Annotated in this window: 12 protein-coding genes; 7 read left to right on the plus strand and 5 right to left on the minus strand. The window is 62.6% G+C overall.

Going from position 1 to position 15,769, the window contains the following annotated elements:
* Positions 1–10: 10 nt before the first annotated feature.
* Together edd and ACN2XU_RS15325 are read left to right on the plus strand one after the other, a co-directional pair.
* Complete coding sequence (gene edd, locus ACN2XU_RS15320; protein ID WP_419411323.1) at positions 11–1,816, plus strand: phosphogluconate dehydratase; 1,806 nt, start codon at positions 11–13, stop codon at positions 1,814–1,816.
* A gap of 75 nt (positions 1,817–1,891) precedes the next feature.
* On the plus strand, positions 1,892–2,536 hold the full coding sequence (locus ACN2XU_RS15325) for a bifunctional 4-hydroxy-2-oxoglutarate aldolase/2-dehydro-3-deoxy-phosphogluconate aldolase (RefSeq protein ID WP_419411324.1): 645 nt from the start codon (positions 1,892–1,894) through the stop codon (positions 2,534–2,536).
* 351 nt (positions 2,537–2,887) lie between these two features.
* On the opposite strand, the gene mfd is transcribed toward ACN2XU_RS15325, so the two are convergent.
* Together mfd and ACN2XU_RS15335 are read right to left on the minus strand one after the other, a co-directional pair.
* Entirely contained in the window at positions 2,888–6,358 is a 3,471-nt protein-coding gene (gene mfd, locus ACN2XU_RS15330) for a transcription-repair coupling factor (RefSeq protein WP_419411325.1), read from the minus strand.
* Between the two features lie 47 nt (positions 6,359–6,405).
* Positions 6,406–6,930: a component of SufBCD complex gene (locus ACN2XU_RS15335; protein ID WP_419411326.1), complete on the minus strand. Its 525-nt coding sequence runs from the start codon at positions 6,928–6,930 to the stop codon at positions 6,406–6,408.
* A gap of 110 nt (positions 6,931–7,040) precedes the next feature.
* Between ACN2XU_RS15335 and hemB the strand changes: the two genes are divergently transcribed.
* Together hemB and ACN2XU_RS15345 are read left to right on the plus strand one after the other, a co-directional pair.
* The gene (gene hemB, locus ACN2XU_RS15340; protein WP_419411327.1) at positions 7,041–8,039 is read left to right on the plus strand and encodes a porphobilinogen synthase; all 999 of its coding nucleotides are present in this window, start codon (positions 7,041–7,043) and stop codon (positions 8,037–8,039) included.
* Between the two features lie 185 nt (positions 8,040–8,224).
* Positions 8,225–8,779, plus strand: coding sequence for a lipid-binding SYLF domain-containing protein (locus tag ACN2XU_RS15345; protein ID WP_419411328.1), 555 nt, complete (start codon positions 8,225–8,227; stop codon positions 8,777–8,779).
* A 58-nt stretch (positions 8,780–8,837) separates the two neighbouring features.
* Here the strand turns inward: ACN2XU_RS15345 and ACN2XU_RS15350 are convergent, their stop codons facing one another.
* Positions 8,838–9,122, minus strand: a complete 285-nt coding sequence (locus ACN2XU_RS15350) for an usg protein (RefSeq protein ID WP_419411329.1) — start codon at positions 9,120–9,122, stop codon at positions 8,838–8,840.
* A 197-nt stretch (positions 9,123–9,319) separates the two neighbouring features.
* Between ACN2XU_RS15350 and gyrA the strand changes: the two genes are divergently transcribed.
* Both gyrA and ACN2XU_RS15360 read left to right on the plus strand, forming a co-directional pair.
* Positions 9,320–12,055, plus strand: a complete 2,736-nt coding sequence (gyrA, locus tag ACN2XU_RS15355; protein ID WP_419411330.1) for a DNA gyrase subunit A — start codon at positions 9,320–9,322, stop codon at positions 12,053–12,055.
* A 156-nt stretch (positions 12,056–12,211) separates the two neighbouring features.
* A complete protein-coding gene (locus ACN2XU_RS15360; RefSeq protein WP_419411331.1) occupies positions 12,212–12,562 on the plus strand; it encodes a DUF6614 family protein in 351 nt (116 codons plus the stop codon).
* A gap of 42 nt (positions 12,563–12,604) precedes the next feature.
* Here the strand turns inward: ACN2XU_RS15360 and ACN2XU_RS15365 are convergent, their stop codons facing one another.
* The gene (locus ACN2XU_RS15365; RefSeq protein ID WP_419411332.1) at positions 12,605–14,083 is read right to left on the minus strand and encodes a carboxypeptidase M32; all 1,479 of its coding nucleotides are present in this window, start codon (positions 14,081–14,083) and stop codon (positions 12,605–12,607) included.
* A gap of 3 nt (positions 14,084–14,086) precedes the next feature.
* Positions 14,087–15,235 (minus strand): heme A synthase, encoded by a 1,149-nt coding sequence (gene ctaA / locus ACN2XU_RS15370; RefSeq protein ID WP_419411333.1) that lies wholly within the window; start codon positions 15,233–15,235, stop codon positions 14,087–14,089.
* 208 nt (positions 15,236–15,443) lie between these two features.
* On the opposite strand from ctaA, the gene ACN2XU_RS15375 reads away from it, so the two are divergent.
* Positions 15,444–15,761 carry an SH3 domain-containing protein gene (locus ACN2XU_RS15375; RefSeq protein ID WP_419411334.1) on the plus strand — a complete coding sequence of 106 codons (318 nt, stop codon included), beginning with the start codon at positions 15,444–15,446 and terminating at the stop codon, positions 15,759–15,761.
* Positions 15,762–15,769 lie beyond the last annotated feature (8 nt).

Raw genomic sequence — 15,769 nt, forward strand, 5'->3', positions numbered from 1 at the left:
GAGGCCCATCATGCCGCTGAACGACACCATCGCCCGCGTCACATCCCGCATCGAAGAGCGCTCCGAGCCGCTTCGCAGCACCTATCTCGACCGCATGCGCCGCGCCGCAGAGGAAGGCCCCCGCCGCGCGCACCTCACCTGTGGCAATCAGGCCCACGCCTACGCGGCGATGACGCAGGATCAGGACACCCTGGCCACCAGCCAGGCCCCGAACCTCGGTATCGTCACAGCCTACAATGACATGCTCTCCGCCCACCAGCCGTTCGAGCGCTTCCCGGAGCTGATCCGTCAGACTGCCCGCGAAAACGGCGGCACCGCACAGGTCGCCGGCGGCGTGCCCGCCATGTGCGACGGCATCACCCAAGGCCAGGTCGGCATGGAACTCTCGCTCTTCTCCCGCGACGTGATCGCTCTTGCCACCGGCGTCGCGCTCTCGCACAACGTCTTCGACGCCGCCATCTACCTCGGTGTTTGTGACAAGATCGTTCCCGGACTGATCATCGGCGCCGCAACCTTCGGCTATATACCCGGTATCTTCCTGCCTGCCGGCCCCATGCCATCCGGCATCCCGAACGACGAAAAATCCAAGGTTCGCCAACAGTTTGCAACCGGAGAGATCGGCCGCGATGAGCTGATGAAGGCCGAAATGGCCTCCTACCACAGCCCCGGCACCTGCACCTTCTACGGCACCGCCAACACCAACCAGATGTTGATGGAATTCATGGGCCTGCATCTGCCCGGCGCCTCCTTCGTCAACCCAAATACCCCCCTGCGCGACGCGCTCACGACGGCGGGGGCAAAACGCGCGCTGGAAATCACCAACCTCGGCAACGACTACCGCCCGGTGAGCGAAATCCTGAACGCAAAAGCCTTCGTCAACGGCATGGTCGGCCTCATGGCCACCGGCGGCTCGACCAACCTCGTCCTGCACCTGCCCGCCATGGCCCGCGCCGCTGGCATCGTGCTCGAACTCGAAGACTTCGACGAGATCTCCAACGCGACGCCCCTGATGGCCAAGGTCTACCCCAACGGCCTCGCCGACGTGAACCACTTCCACGCCGCGGGCGGCCTGCAGTACATGATCTCCGAACTGCTCGACAACGGCCTGCTGCACGAGGACGTCAGCACCGTCATGGGCGACGGCCTGACGCACTACCGGCAGGAACCGCGCCTGACCGAGGGCCGCGCCACATGGGTCGATGGCCCGCGCGTCACGGAAAATGACAAGATCCTGCGCCCGGTGTCCGATCCGTTCCAGCCCACCGGCGGCCTCAAGCAACTCGATGGGAATCTCGGCCACGGCATGATGAAAGTCTCCGCCGTCGCACCCGAACGCCAGGTCATCGAAGCCCCGGCCCGCATTTTCCAGGATCAGGACAGCGTCAAGACCGCCTTCAAGAACGGCGAATTCACCGGCGACACCGTCGTCGTCGTCCGCTTCCAGGGGCCAAGCTCCAACGGCATGCCCGAATTGCACGGCCTCACGCCCACCCTTGCCGTGCTGCAGGATCGCGGCCTCAAGGTCGCCCTCGTCACCGATGGCCGCATGTCCGGCGCGAGCGGAAAGGTGCCCGCCGCCATCCACATCTCGCCCGAAGCCTCCAAGGGCGGTCCGCTCGCCCGCCTCAGGGACGGCGACATCCTGCGCGTCGACGCTGTAAAAGGCACCATCGACTGTCTCGCCGAAGACTTCGACAGCCGCACGCCCGTGACAGCGGACCTCACCGGCAACGGTCACGGTGTCGGACGCGAGCTTTTCGCCGCCTTCCGCGAAAACGTCGGCCTGTCCTCGAATGGCGCCGCCGTGGTGGTCTAGTCCCCCGTTTCTTCTCTTTGACAAATACTCCCGCCGGAGGCATCCGTCCTCCGGGACAAGCACAAAGGTACCGTCATGATCACTGCCGCAGACGCCAGCATCCAATCCGAAAAACTCTGCAAGCTCGCCCCGGTCATCCCGGTCCTCGTGGTCGATGACGCATCACACGCCCGCCCGCTCGCCGAAGCGCTGGTCGCGGGCGGCTTGCCGGTGCTCGAAGTCACCCTGCGCACCCCGGCCGCGCTCGACGTCATCGCCGAAATGTCCAAGGTCGAAGGCGGGGTTGTCGGCGCGGGCACGCTCCTGACCCCGACGGACGTGCGAAAGGCGGTCGAGGCCGGTGCGAAATTCGGCGTCTCCCCCGGCGCCACGGACACGATCCTGAGTGCCTGCGAAGAGGCCGACCTGCCGCTCCTGCCCGGCGCGGCCACCTCCTCCGAGGTCATGCGCCTGCTCGAACGCGGCTACACCGTGCAGAAGTTCTTCCCGGCGGAGGCCAATGGCGGGTCGAAGGCGCTCGGCGCCATCGGCGCGCCGATCCCGCAGGTGAAATTCTGCCCCACCGGCGGCGTATCAATGAAAAACGTCGGCGATTACCTGTCGCTCTCCAACGTGCTGTGCTGCGGCGGCAGCTGGGTCGCGCCGAAGGACCTCGTTCTGAAAGGCGACTGGAAAGCCATCGAAGAGCTCGCGCGCGAGGCCGCTGCGCTGCCGCGCTGATCGAACCACTTTGAAGATGTCCGGACCGGTGTCTTTCAAGAACATCGCCATCCGTTCGGATCGAAACACAGCCCCGGCTCGCAAGCCGGGGCTTTTTATTGCGGCATTAACCAGGTTTTTTGTCGATCGGGCCGGAAAGGGCGATGGTACCGGGACCACGAAACATTCATCTTCTGGAATTGGTACAAAACTCGACCCGAATCGTACCATTCGCCGGTTAACGACATGCCTCGCGCGGTTAATTTCTCTTAACCCGCTGTGCTTGGCCGCGCCCAACACACAAGATAGACCCCGGCAACGACACCGGTCGTTGCCTTAACCTGAGCGCACGCTGCGTTAACCGCCCCGGGCTCAGGTCTTCTCCGTGCGGCGCTTAACCGTTCCCGCCGCCTCGGCGAGATCGCGGGCAATGGCAAAGGCGCCCTGGATTTTCGCTTTCTCGCTCGTCCAATCCCGCCGCACCACGATCTTGTTGTCCTTGATCTTGGCCAAGCCATTCTGTTTCTTGATAAAATCGACAAGGCCTTCGGGCTTCGGGAATTTGTCATTGTGGAACTGGATCGTCGCTCCCTTCGGTCCGCCATCGAGTTTCGCAATGCTGGCGCGCTTGCACATCGCCTTGATCCGCACCACCAAAAGCAGCGTATTCACCTCCCGAGGCAGTTTGCCAAACCGGTCGATCAATTCGGCGGCAAAGCCTTCCAGCTCGACCTTCGTGGTCAAGCCCGACAGCCTGCGATACAGCCCCAGACGCACATCGAGGTCCGGCACGTAATCCTCTGGAATCAATACAGGAACGCCAAGATTGATCTGCGGCGCCCATTGCTCGTCCGGCTCCGAAAGCCCCTCCATCTGGCCGCTGCGGATCTTGGCAATCGCCTCCTCCAGCATCGACTGGTAAAGCTCATAGCCCACATCCCGCATCTGCCCGGACTGCTCTTCTCCAAGCAGATTGCCCGCCCCACGAATGTCGAGATCCTGACTGGCAAGGTTAAACCCCGCACCCAGCGTGTCGAGGCTGCCCAGGACCCGCAGCCGCTTTTCCGCCGTGGTCGTCAGCTTGGTGCGCGGCTTGGTGGTCAGGTAGGCATAAGCCCTTGTTTTCGAACGGCCTACCCGTCCCCGGATCTGGTAAAGCTGGCTCAGGCCGAACATGTCCGCACGGTGCACCACCATGGTGTTGGCGGTCGGAATATCGAGCCCGGATTCCACGATGGTCGTCGCCAGAAGCACGTCATATTTACCATCGTAAAAGGCATTCATCCGTTCATCCAGCTCCCCCGCCGCCATCTGCCCATGCGCGATCACATAGGTGATCTCCGGCATCTGCTCGCGCAAAAACTCTTCGATTTCAGGCAGATCGCTAATGCGCGGGACAACATAGAAAGACTGCCCGCCCCGGTAATGTTCCCTTAACAGAGCCTCGCGTATGGTGACCGGGTCAAACTCGCTTACATAGGTCCGGATCGCCAGGCGATCCACCGGCGGCGTGCCGATGATCGACAGGTCCCGCACCCCGGTCAGGCTCAGCTGCAGCGTGCGTGGAATCGGCGTCGCGGTCAGCGTCAGAACGTGAATATCGCTGCGAAGCTGTTTCAGCCGTTCCTTGTGCTGCACGCCAAAGTGCTGCTCCTCGTCGATGATCAACAGACCCAGATTCTGAAACCGGATCCCCTTGGCCAACAGCGCGTGGGTGCCCACGGCAATATCCACCGTTCCGCGCGAGATCCCCTCCCGCGTCAGCCCCGCCTGCTTGCTGCCGACAAACCGCGACAAGGGTGAAACCTGCAGTGGAAACCCCCGGAATCGTTCAGCAAATGACTTGTAGTGCTGCCGCGCCAGCAGCGTCGTTGGCGCGATCACCGCCACCTGAACGCCGCTCATTGCCGCGACAAAGGCCGCGCGCATCGCCACCTCGGTCTTGCCGAACCCGACGTCGCCACAGATCAGCCGATCCATTGGCTGGCCCGAATGCATATCGGTCATCACATCCGAAATCGCCGTCAACTGATCGTCGGTTTCCTGATAGGGAAACCGCGCCGAGAAGCTCTCGTAGGCCCCCGGCGGCGGGTCCATGATCGGCGCCTTGCGCAATGCCCGCTCGGCTGCAATCCGGATGAGCTTGTCCGCCATCTCGCGGATGCGCTCCTTGAGCTTGGCCTTTTTCGCCTGCCACGCGCCGCCCCCCAGCCGGTCCAGAAGCCCCTCTTCGTGGCCGTATTTCGACAGCAGTTCGATGTTCTCGACCGGCAGGTAAAGCTTTGCGTTCTCGGCATATTCCAGCGCGATGCACTCATGTGCCGCGCCCGCTGCCGTGATCACCTCCAGCCCCTGATAACGCCCGATCCCGTGGTCCACATGCACCACCAGATCGCCGGGCGTCAGGCTCTGGGTTTCGGTCAGGAAGTTCTCCGCGCGCCGCTTTTTCCTAGGCTGGCGAATAAGTCGGTCGCCGAGCACGTCCTGCTCGGAGATGACCGTCAGGCGCCCTTTCTCAAACGGCGCCTCGAACCCCGCCTCCAGCGCCCAGATCGCCAGATGAAGCCCGCGTTTTCCGATGCGCGTGCCATCCCGGATCGGGATCGCCTCGGCCAGGCCCTCGTCCTCGATCAACCCGGTCAACCGCTCCCGCGCGCCTTCCGAATAGGATGCGATCAGCACCGGCCCGTCTTGCATCTTTGCCTTAATATGCGCCGCCAAAGCACCGAAAAGGCTCACTGTTTCCTGTTGCCGCTCTGGCGAGAACGACCGCCCGATGCGCCCGCCCGCGTCCACGACACCCGGCCCGCTGGCCTGCGGCAACGGATGCAACTGAACAGAGCGCCGATCCCCCAGGGCCGTCATCCACGCCGCATCGTCCAGGTACAGCTGATCCGGCGGGATCGGCTTGTAAACGCTGCTGCCCATTGTCTTTTTCTGGGACATGGCAAGACGGCGCGTCTCGTATTGGTCAACAATACTATCCCACCGCGACAACCGCGCCGGGGTCAGCTGATCATCCATCACCACCGGCGTACCGGGCAGATAGTCGAACAGCGTCTCCAGCCGCGCGTGGAAGAACGGCAGCCAATGCTCGATCCCCTGATGTTTGCGCCCCGCGCTGACCGCCTCATAGAGCGGATCGTCGGTGCCTGCCGCGCCAAATTCGATGCGGTAGTTTTGCCGGAAGCGCGTGATCGCGGCCTCGTCGAGGATCACCTCCGAAACCGGAGCCAATTCAATGAAATCAAGCGTTTCCGTCGTGCGCTGGGTCGCGGGATCGAAGCGCCGCGCGCCATCCAGAATATCACCGAAGAAGTCGAGCCGGACGGGACCGCCACTGCCCGGCGGGAAGATGTCGATAATACCGCCGCGGATGGCATAATCGCCCGGTTCCATCACCGTGGGCGCCTGTGAAAACCCCATGCGCACGAGGAAGTTGCGCAAATCGCTTTCGTTGACCCGGTCGCCAACGCGGGCGGCAAAGGCCGCTTCCTTCAGAACCTCACGCGCGGGCAGATACTGCGACGCGGCAGAGAGCGTCGTCAGCAATATGTACTGCCCCGGCATTCCGTGCACGAGCCCCGCCAGCGTCGCCATGCGGGCGGCGGAAATATCGGCATTCGGGGAGACCCGGTCATACGGCAGACAGTCCCACGCCGGGAAGGCCATCACAGGCACCTGAGGCGCAAAAAACGCCAGCGCATCGCGCATCGCCGCAAGCCGTTTGTCATCGCGCGCCACGTGGATGACCGGGCCTTGCGCCTTGGCCATCTCCTTGAGGAGCAGGGTTGCGTCAAAGCCCTCGGGCGCGCCGCCGATCGTGATGCTGTTCTGTGCCATGCAGCCTGAAATGGCCCGCAGGGCGTCCGGCGTCAATCCCGAAGCGGTCAGTGCAGGATATGCGCCGACATGTTCTGGAACATGCCCCAGAGCGCGGTACAGAAGATCGACAGCATGCCGATGAACTGCACGATGGTGCGATGAATGCGCAGCCGTCTCCAAAGCGCCTCGCCCGCTCCTTCACCGCCCTGAATCCGGCGCGAGGAGAACAGGCTCAAAAGCCCCACCAAGGTCATCGGAAAGGACAGCAGAAACAACGCCTGCGCCATCTCGATTTCATAAACGAAGCCCAGCACCATCAAAGCCGTCAGCATCGCCGAGCCGATGGCGGTGATCCACAGGCCCGCCTCTTCTGCGATGAAAATCAAGCGGTTGGTGTTGATCCGGACAAGGTCTTCGAGATCCTTTTCAGCTTGACCGCCTTGCCGCCGCGCCCGCGCCACCATGTCGAAGGGCACGCCCAGCACCCAATGCGACGCGGAGGACCAGACCACCGCCAAAACGATCCAGAACCAAAGGTTCGAAAAGGAGCGCATGTCGATGACTTCGAAAACGGTGCTGTACCAGTCCAAGCTGTTCGTTCTTTCTGCTGCGGCCGCATGGCGCAAAATTGCCAGCGCGGGTCTTGTGGGAGCGGCTTTTCCATGCCACCCAAAGAGCGCGTTTACAAGGACCGAGCCCCATGAAGCCGACAATTGCCGCTTTTCCTGCCACACGTCTGCGGCGCCTGCGCCGCACACCCGCCATCCGGGCCCTGGTGCAGGAGACCACGCTGAGCCCCGCTGACTTCATCTGGCCGGTGTTCGTGCGCGACGGTGAGGGGATTGTCGAACCGATCCACTCGATGCCCGGCGTGAACCGGCTCTCGGTCGACAAGGTGGTGGAAGCGGCGAAGGAGGCCCATGCGCTCGGCATTCCGGCGATCTGCCTGTTCCCCTACACCGATCCATCTTTGAAAACAGAGGATTGCGCGGAAGCGTGGAACCCCGAGAATCTGTCGAACCAAGCCACCCGCGCCATCAAGGCCGCGGTGCCGGACATGGCGGTGATGACCGATGTGGCGCTCGATCCCTACAACATCAATGGCCACGATGGATTTGTCGAGGACGGCGAGATCGTCAATGACCGCACGGTTGAGGCGCTTGTGAAACAGGCGTTGTCGCAGGCCGACGCCGGAGCCGACATTATCGGCCCATCCGATATGATGGACGGACGCATCGGCGCGCTGCGTGGCGCGCTGGAGAGCGCGGGGCATCAAAATGTCATGCTTTTGAGCTATGCCGCGAAATATGCCAGCGCCTTTTATGGCCCCTTCCGCGATGCGGTCGGCGCATCCGGCGCTTTGCAAGGCGACAAGAAGACCTATCAACAGGATCCCGGCAATTCCGACGAGGCCATGCGCCTTATCCACCGTGATCTCAGCGAGGGCGCCGACATGATCATGGTCAAGCCGGGCATGCCCTATCTCGACATCTGCCGCCGCGCCAAGGACATGTTCGGCGCACCGACCTTCGCCTATCAGGTGTCCGGCGAATACGCGATGCTGGCGGGCGCCGGGGAGCGCGGCTGGCTCGATGGCGAGCGGGTGATGATGGAAAGCCTTATGGCCTTCAAACGTGCCGGATGTGACGGCGTTCTGACCTATTTTGCCCCGGCTGCGGCACGGGTTCTGCAAGGCTGAGCACTCGGCCGGGCGGCCCTCCCGGAGCGGCCTTGTCCCGGCTCGGGCCCCGGCGCCATACCGCCCAAAGCCAACACACTATGGTGACAACTCCGTGTTTTAGGCCTATAGAGAGTGTCAACCGGCGGAACAGCCGGATCTGAGGCTTTTGCAAGACCATTCGCACAATAAGAACGAGCAGTGACATGACAATCTCAAGACGCACCACGATCCTGGGCCTCGGCGCCCTGCCCCTTCTGGCCGCCTGCGGCAACGGTGTTGGCGGCCGCGGCCCGGCCACGATCGACGCCCGGGTGGACACCACCCTGAGCCAGCTTTACGCGGATTATCCGGCCACGCGCGATCTCGCGGCGAAGTCGACCGGCATGTTGGTGATGCCGCTGGTCACCGAGGCCGGTCTGGGCTTTGGCGGCGGCTATGGCCGCGGCGCGCTGCGCGTGGGCGGCGCGACGGTGGATTACTACTCGCTGACCAAGGCGTCCGGCGGGCTGCAGATCGGCGGACAACAGTACAGCCACGTGCTGTTCTTCATGACCAATGACGCGCTGCAGACCTTCCGACGGTCCGGCGGCTATGCGGCTGGCGCGAATATCCTTTATGCCACGCCGGAACGCGGCGAGACCCTTTCGGCGGAGACCACCACCTCGCTTGCCCCGGTCATAGCGGTGATTTTTGGCCAGAGCGGACTGCGCCTTGGCGCGACGCTGGAAGGCGTGAAATACACCCGCATCATTCCCTGACCACCTGGTGGAGGGGTCTCCCCCTCCACGCGGCCGCGCGGACAGGGGTGTTCAGCCTTTAGTGAAACTTGCCGGACCCGTAGGTGAATTCCCCCACCACGTTGCGCCACTCGCCCGGCGAGATCATCTTCCGGTGGGTAAAGCGGACGGAGTGCAGCGGACCCTCGATCTCGTCCTGCCAAAATTCGATGAATTTGAACAATCGCGGATGATCCGGGGCGAGATCATACTCCTGCCAGACGAAAGTGTTCAACACATGGGCATAGTCCGGCATATGGTAGAAGAATTCCGCAGTGGTCAGCCCGTACCCCTTGAGCATCAGCTCGGTTTCGCTTTCCTGCATTGCAGTTCCTCAGACGTTTTTTGCTCTGTAAGAACAGCCTGCGCAAAGAATCTTTACTTTTCAATAAAAACAGGATGTTAGCAGGGCAACCTCGTGGCTGCCAATGGCGCAGGGGCCGCTACCATTGCACCCTACAACTTGTCTGGGTTATAACCGATGGCAACTAGATATAGCACTCCAACGGACAGGCCACACCCGTGAGCGACACGCCCGAACCCCCTGATAACGAAGAAAAAAATATCGCTCCGCACAGCGGACCTTCGATCTCGATCGAAAACGAGATGAAGAACAGCTATCTCGATTACGCCATGAGCGTGATTGTAAGCCGTGCGATTCCCGATCTGCGCGACGGGCTAAAACCTGTGCACAGACGCATTCTTTATACGCTGTGGGAAAACGGCCAGACCCGCGCCAAGCCCTATCGCAAATGCGCGACGGCCGTGGGCGACGTGATGGGCCGCTACCACCCCCACGGTGACAGTGCCGTCTACGACGCTCTGGTTCGGATGGCACAGGACTTCTCCATGTCGCTGCCCCTGATCGACGGTCAGGGCAACTTCGGCTCCATGGATGGCGATCCGCCCGCCGCCTATCGTTACACCGAATCCCGCCTGCAAAAGTCGGCCGAGGCGCTGCTTGAGGACATCGACAAGGAGACCGTCGATTTCGTCCCGAACTATGCCAACGAACGCATGGAACCGACGGTTCTGCCGGCGCGCTATCCGAACGTTCTGGTCAATGGGGCCGAGGGCATCGCCGTGGGCATGGCGACGCGTATTCCACCGCACAACCTAGGCGAGGTGATCGACGCGACGCTTGCGCTGATGGAGAACCCGGACCTGTCGTCCGAGGATCTGATCGAATACATTCCGGCACCGGATTTCCCCACCGGGGGCGTCATCCTTGGCCGCTCCGGCGCGCGCAAAGCCTATCTTGAAGGCCGCGGCAGCGTCATTGTCCGGGCCAAGACCAAGATCGAAGAGATCCGCAAGGATCGCTGGGCGATCATCATCGACGAGATCCCCTACCAGGTGAACAAGGCGACGATGATTGAGCGCATCGCCGAGGCCGCGCGCGACAAAAAGATCGAAGGGATCGCCCACGTTCAGGACGAATCCGACCGTGACGGCGTACGCGTGGTGATCGAGCTGAAGCGCGATGCCACCGCCGAGGTGGTACTGAACCAGCTTTACCGGTTTACCCCGATGCAGACCTATTTTGGCTGCAACATGCTGGCGCTGAATGGCGGCAAGCCGGAGCAGCTGACGTTGCGCGCCTTCCTCACCGCCTTCATCGACTTCCGTGAAGAGGTCATCGCCCGCCGCACCGCTTATCTGCTGCGCAAGGCGCGGGAACGCTCGCATGTTCTGTGCGGTCTGGCTGTGGCTGTCGCAAACGTGGACGAGGTGGTGGCGACCATCCGTTCCTCTGCCGACGCCGCCGAAGCGCGCGAAAAGCTGATGGAGCGTCGCTGGCCCGCCGAGGAGATCCTGCCCTATATCGCGCTGATCGACGATCCGACCCACAAGGCCAACGACGATGGCACCTATAACCTGTCGGAAACGCAGGCCCGCGCCATCCTCGATCTGCGGCTGCAGCGCCTCACGCAGCTGGGCGTCAAGGAAGTCACAGACGAGCTTGAAGAGCTGGCGGCCAAGATCAAGGACTACCTCGACATCCTGTCGAGCCGCGAGCGCATCATGGAGATCATCTCCAACGAGATGAAGCAGGTGCGCGATGATTTCGCCGTGCCGCGCCGCACGCAGATTATCGACTGGTCCGGTGACATGGACGATGAAGACCTGATCGAGCGCGAAGACATGGTGGTGACCGTCACCGCCGGCGGCTGGATCAAGCGCACTGCTCTGGCCGACTTCCGTGCGCAGAAGCGTGGCGGCAAGGGACTCTCGGGCGGGACCATGAAGGATGACGATGTTGTGACGAACCTGTTCGTCGCCAACACCCATACGCAGCTGTTGTTCTTCACCACCGATGGCATGGCCTACAAGCTCAAGACCTGGCGCTTGCCGCTCGGTGGCCGCACATCGAAAGGCAAGGCAATCGTCAACATCCTGCCGATCCCGACCGGGGTCTCCGTGGCGGCGATCATGCCCGTGGACCGGGCCGAGACCGAATGGGATGATCTGCAGATCGTGTTCGCTACCAACAAGGGATCGGTGCGCCGCAACCGTCTGTCGGACTTCACCAACGTGAAATCGAACGGCAAGATCGCGATGAAGTTCGATGAGGACGGTATGAGCCTGATCGACGCGCGCATCTGCTCCGAAGACGATGACGTGATGCTGATCACCAACTCGGGCCGCGCTATCCGCTTCCCAGTGCCGGACGTGCGTGTCTTCAACTCGCGCAACTCAACCGGGGTGCGCGGCGTGCGGCTGAACAATGGCGACGAGGTCGTTTCGATGTCGGTGATCCGCCACTTCGAGGCCGAGAGCGATGAGCGGGCAAGCTATCTCAAGATGCGCCGTGCCATGGCCGGACTGTCCGACGAGGCCGAAGCCGTCAGCGACGAGGACGGCAACGCCGACGCGCCGCTGGCGCAGGAGCGCTACGCGGAGATGTCCGCAGCCGAAAACCTGATCCTGACGATCACCGCCAAGGGTCTGGGCAAGCTGTCGTCCTCGCATGATTACCCGGTGCGCGGCCGTGGCGGGCTCGGTGTGACCGCCTGGGAGAAATCCATGCGCGGCGGCGACATCGTGGCTTCCTTCCCGGTCGAAATGGACGATCAGATCATGCTGGCCACCTCCACCGGCCAGTCGATCCGGGTGCCCGTCGATGGCATCTCCTTCCGCTCGCGCAGCGCGGGCGGTGTACGGGTGTTCAACACCGGCAAAAACGAGGAGGTCGTCTCCGTCGCCTGGATCGCCGATCAGGGCGATGAGGAAGAGGACGGCGCGGTCGAGGAATGATCGCCTGTTTGACATCTACAGGTCAGTCATCGGGGGCGCTTCGGCGCCCTCGTTTGCGTTTGGTGCGACAAGGGCCGTCTGGCGAAAGTCAGAGACGTCGCTAAACCGATCTTAAACCTCCCTGCGCGATACTCCGCGTGAAACGGAGGATGCCGGATGAATCTCTACACATGCATGATCGACCTGCGCAATGACGGGGTCGCACTGAAGTTCGCCAAGGCGCTGGACGACTGGATGGGTCATCTGAAGGGCAAGGGCGTCATTCTCGACTGGCAGCTTTACCGGCGCAAACTGAACCTTGCGTCGGACAATCATCGCGATTTCCTGCTGCAGATCGCGGTGGAGGACATGTCGATGCTGGATCAGGCGTTTCGCACGCTCGGCGGCCAGGACGAAGAGATCGACAAACTCTACCGTGCCGTGCACGATCAGATATCAAACGCGGATTTCGGCCTTTATCGGCCCTTCCCGGATCCCGAACGCGCGGAACGCATGGCGCTCTTGTAAGGGCGGCGTGCGACGCAGACCAGCGCCGCACGTCCCGGAGGGTCAAACGCCGTAAAGCGCCCCGAACTTCGCTTCGAGATAATCCAGAAGCGGCGCTTCGGTCGGCGCCTTGCCGCCGCAGGCCTTGGTGATGACCTCGCGCGGCTCATAAAGACCACCATGGGTCTGCAGGTTCTCGCGAAGCCAATCCGTCGCCGGTTTGGTATCGCCCTCGGCAAGCCGGTCATCGAGATCCGGCACCGCCGCGCGCAGGCATTCATTCAGGCATCCGGCATACACATTGCCCAGTGAATAGGTCGGGAAGTAGCCAAACAGCCCCGCTGACCAATGCACATCCTGCAAGACCCCGTCCGACGGCTTGTCCACGGCAAAGCCGAAATCAGCCTTGAAGCGGTCATTCCACGCCGCCTCCAGGTCGGCCACGGCCAGAGCGTCCCGGATCAGAGCACGCTCCAGATCGAACCGCAGCAGCACGTGAAGGTTGTACTGCACCTCGTCCGCCTCGGTCCGGATATAGCCGTTCTTCACCTCGTTCACGGCGGCATAAAACGCATCTTCATCCGCGATGCCAAAATCACCGAAAGTGTCGCGCATCCGCGCATAGAGCCATCCGGTGAACGCCCGGGACCGCCCGATCTGGTTCTCGAAAATCCGGCTCTGGCTTTCGTGAACCCCCATTGAGACGCCCCGGCCCAGCGGTGTCATGCGGTAGCCCGGATTGATGTTCTGTTCATAGCTGGCGTGGCCGACCTCGTGGATCGTCGAGTACAGACAGCCAAACGGGTCAAGCGCATTTGTGCGGGTGGTGATGCGCACATCGTCGCCGCTGCCGGAGCTGAAAGGATGCACAGCCTTGTCAACGCGGCCGCGCTTGAAGTCATAGCCAAAGGCGCGCGCCACCTGCCGGGTCAGCTTCATCTGCCCACTCTCATCGAACGTCCCGGTCAGCCCCTTGGGTGCCGGACGGTCAAGCACCGCCTCGCGCAGCGCCACAAGCCGTGGCCGCAGGGCGCCGAACATGGAGTCCAGATCGCTCCCCTTGGCGCCAGGTTCGTAATCGTCGAGCAAGGCATCATATATGTCGCCGTCCCCGGCGAGCGCCTGCGCCTCTTCGCGGCGCAGTGCGATCACGTCGGATAGCACCGGCGCAAAGGCCGCGTAATCATCATCGGCGCGCGCCTCGGCCCAGGTCACATGCGCACGGCTGATCATCCGTGCCAGCTCGGCCGCAAGCCGCGCGGGCACCTTGGTAGCGCGCTCATGGGCGCGGCGGATGTGACGCAGTTGCGCCTGCTTTTCAGCGTCAAGCGCACCGGCGTCGATCGCCGCGAGCCATTCGCCGATCTGCGGCGCCTCCCGCCGCGCGTGCAGCACGGTTTCCATCGCCGCCATCTCGTCGCTGCGCTGCTCGGCCGCGCCGCGGGGCATCATGGTTTCCTGGTCCCACCCCAGGCGTCCCGCAACCTGGCTCAGCGCTTCGGTTTCGCGCTGAAACGCCATCAACTCGTCAAATGCCTGCATCGGTCAGATGCCTCCCCGTACGGATTGTTTCTTCGGATAACGAGCCGAAAAACGGGCCCGCAGGATCAATGCCCAGAGGATCACTGCCCCCACCTGATGCGGAAGCGCGATCTCCAACGGAGCGGCGTATACAACCGTAACGATACCAATTGCAACCTGAACGAGGAGCATGGCAAAGACCGCGTTGAACCGGAACCGCGTGTCCGCATTCGGGGACTTGCGTCCGCGCAGCCAGACCACCACGCCAAAGACCAGCAGAAGATAGCCGACCATCCGGTGCATGAACTGAACCAGCCCAGGGTTTTCGAAGAAATTGCGCCAGACCGGCGTTTCGATAAACATGTCGGACGGCCAGAGCCCCCCTTCCATCAGCGGCCAGCTCGGATAGTTGCGGCCCGCGTCGATGCCCGCCACCAAAGCGCCGAGCAGGATTTGCACGAACGCGAGATGCAGCAGCCCGGTGGAGATCGAGAAGAGCTTTGGCTCCGCCTCGCGGCGTGCCTGCATCAAGGCGCGCTCGTCGCGGTCCAGCGCATAGATGTACCATGCGATGAACCCCAGGATGACAAAGGCAAGACCAAGGTGCGTGGCCAGCCGGTAGGAGGCCACATCCAGCATCTGACCGCCAAGCCCGGAGGATACCATCCACCAGCCGACCGCGCCCTGCAAGCCGCCAAGCGCACCAAGGCCAAGCAGACGTCCGGTCCAGCCGGTCGGGATCTGACGTGCCAGCAGAAAGCCGAAGAACCCGATCGCCCAGACCAGGCCAATGGTCCGCCCAAGCTGTCGGTGGCCCCATTCCCACCAGTAGATGAACTTGAACTCGGCAAGGCTCATGCCTTTGTTCTGCAACTGATATTCGGGGATCTGGCGGTATTTGTCGAACTCCGCTTCCCATGTCGCGGCATCCATCGGCGGCAGCGCCCCGGTCACCGGTTTCCATTCGGTGATCGACAGGCCGCTGTCGGTCAGACGCGTCAGACCGCCCACCCCGATCATCACCACGACAAGCGCGAACAGCAGCATCAGCCAAAGCCGGATGGCCCCACGGGCACCACGCCGTCCGGCGTCGATCATGCCCCCTTTGGGCGCCGCGCGCTCCTTTGGGGCTTGCCCGCCCACTTCCTCGAAAAGCTTGCGTTTTTCCGCCATGTCCTGCCTCCAAATTCGCCGGTGACAGTAGTGCCGCCAGCGAGCCGCTGCAAGCGCCGGGACGCCATGACGCAGGCAGGGAAGTCAGGAATACCGCAGTCAGACATTCCGGACTTACGCCGCAGCAAGCCGGGGCCTAGGCTTGGGTCATGGCTTTTCGATAACCGCACCCGATTTACCCCCTCCGGATCACACAAGGATTTTCCCGATGTCCCGTTTCCTGACCGCCGCCGCTCTCGCCGTTTCTGCCACGCTTTGCGCCGCACCCGCCGTTGCCACGCCCTATTGGATCGACAGCGGCGTGACGCTCAATGCGCGCTCCGGTCCGGGCACCAATTACCATGTGATCGGCACGTTCCAGCCCTGCACGCGGGTCCACGTACAGGCCTACACACACGGCTGGGCGAAGGTGTCATACAACCAAAGGTATTATTGGGTTTCGGCGAAGTACCTGCAGGATCACGCCTGCGGCCAGGGCTACAAGCCGAAGCCAAAACACGGCCACAGCCACGGCAACTCATACTGACCGTTCTG

The organism is Pacificoceanicola niger, assembly GCF_048553275.1.
Classification (GTDB): Bacteria; Pseudomonadota; Alphaproteobacteria; order Rhodobacterales; family Rhodobacteraceae; genus Pacificoceanicola.

Coding starts and splice junctions, on each gene's coding strand:
- mfd (WP_419411325.1), bottom strand. CDS start 6,358: ATGGCACAGAACAGCATCACGATCGGCGGCGCGCCCGAGGGCTTTGAC.
- ACN2XU_RS15325 (WP_419411324.1), top strand. CDS start 1,892: ATGATCACTGCCGCAGACGCCAGCATCCAATCCGAAAAACTCTGCAAG.
- ACN2XU_RS15375 (WP_419411334.1), top strand. CDS start 15,444: ATGTCCCGTTTCCTGACCGCCGCCGCTCTCGCCGTTTCTGCCACGCTT.
- ACN2XU_RS15345 (WP_419411328.1), top strand. CDS start 8,225: ATGACAATCTCAAGACGCACCACGATCCTGGGCCTCGGCGCCCTGCCC.
- ACN2XU_RS15350 (WP_419411329.1), bottom strand. CDS start 9,122: ATGCAGGAAAGCGAAACCGAGCTGATGCTCAAGGGGTACGGGCTGACC.
- ctaA (WP_419411333.1), bottom strand. CDS start 15,235: ATGGCGGAAAAACGCAAGCTTTTCGAGGAAGTGGGCGGGCAAGCCCCA.
- hemB (WP_419411327.1), top strand. CDS start 7,041: ATGAAGCCGACAATTGCCGCTTTTCCTGCCACACGTCTGCGGCGCCTG.
- edd (WP_419411323.1), top strand. CDS start 11: ATGCCGCTGAACGACACCATCGCCCGCGTCACATCCCGCATCGAAGAG.
- ACN2XU_RS15360 (WP_419411331.1), top strand. CDS start 12,212: ATGAATCTCTACACATGCATGATCGACCTGCGCAATGACGGGGTCGCA.
- ACN2XU_RS15365 (WP_419411332.1), bottom strand. CDS start 14,083: ATGCAGGCATTTGACGAGTTGATGGCGTTTCAGCGCGAAACCGAAGCG.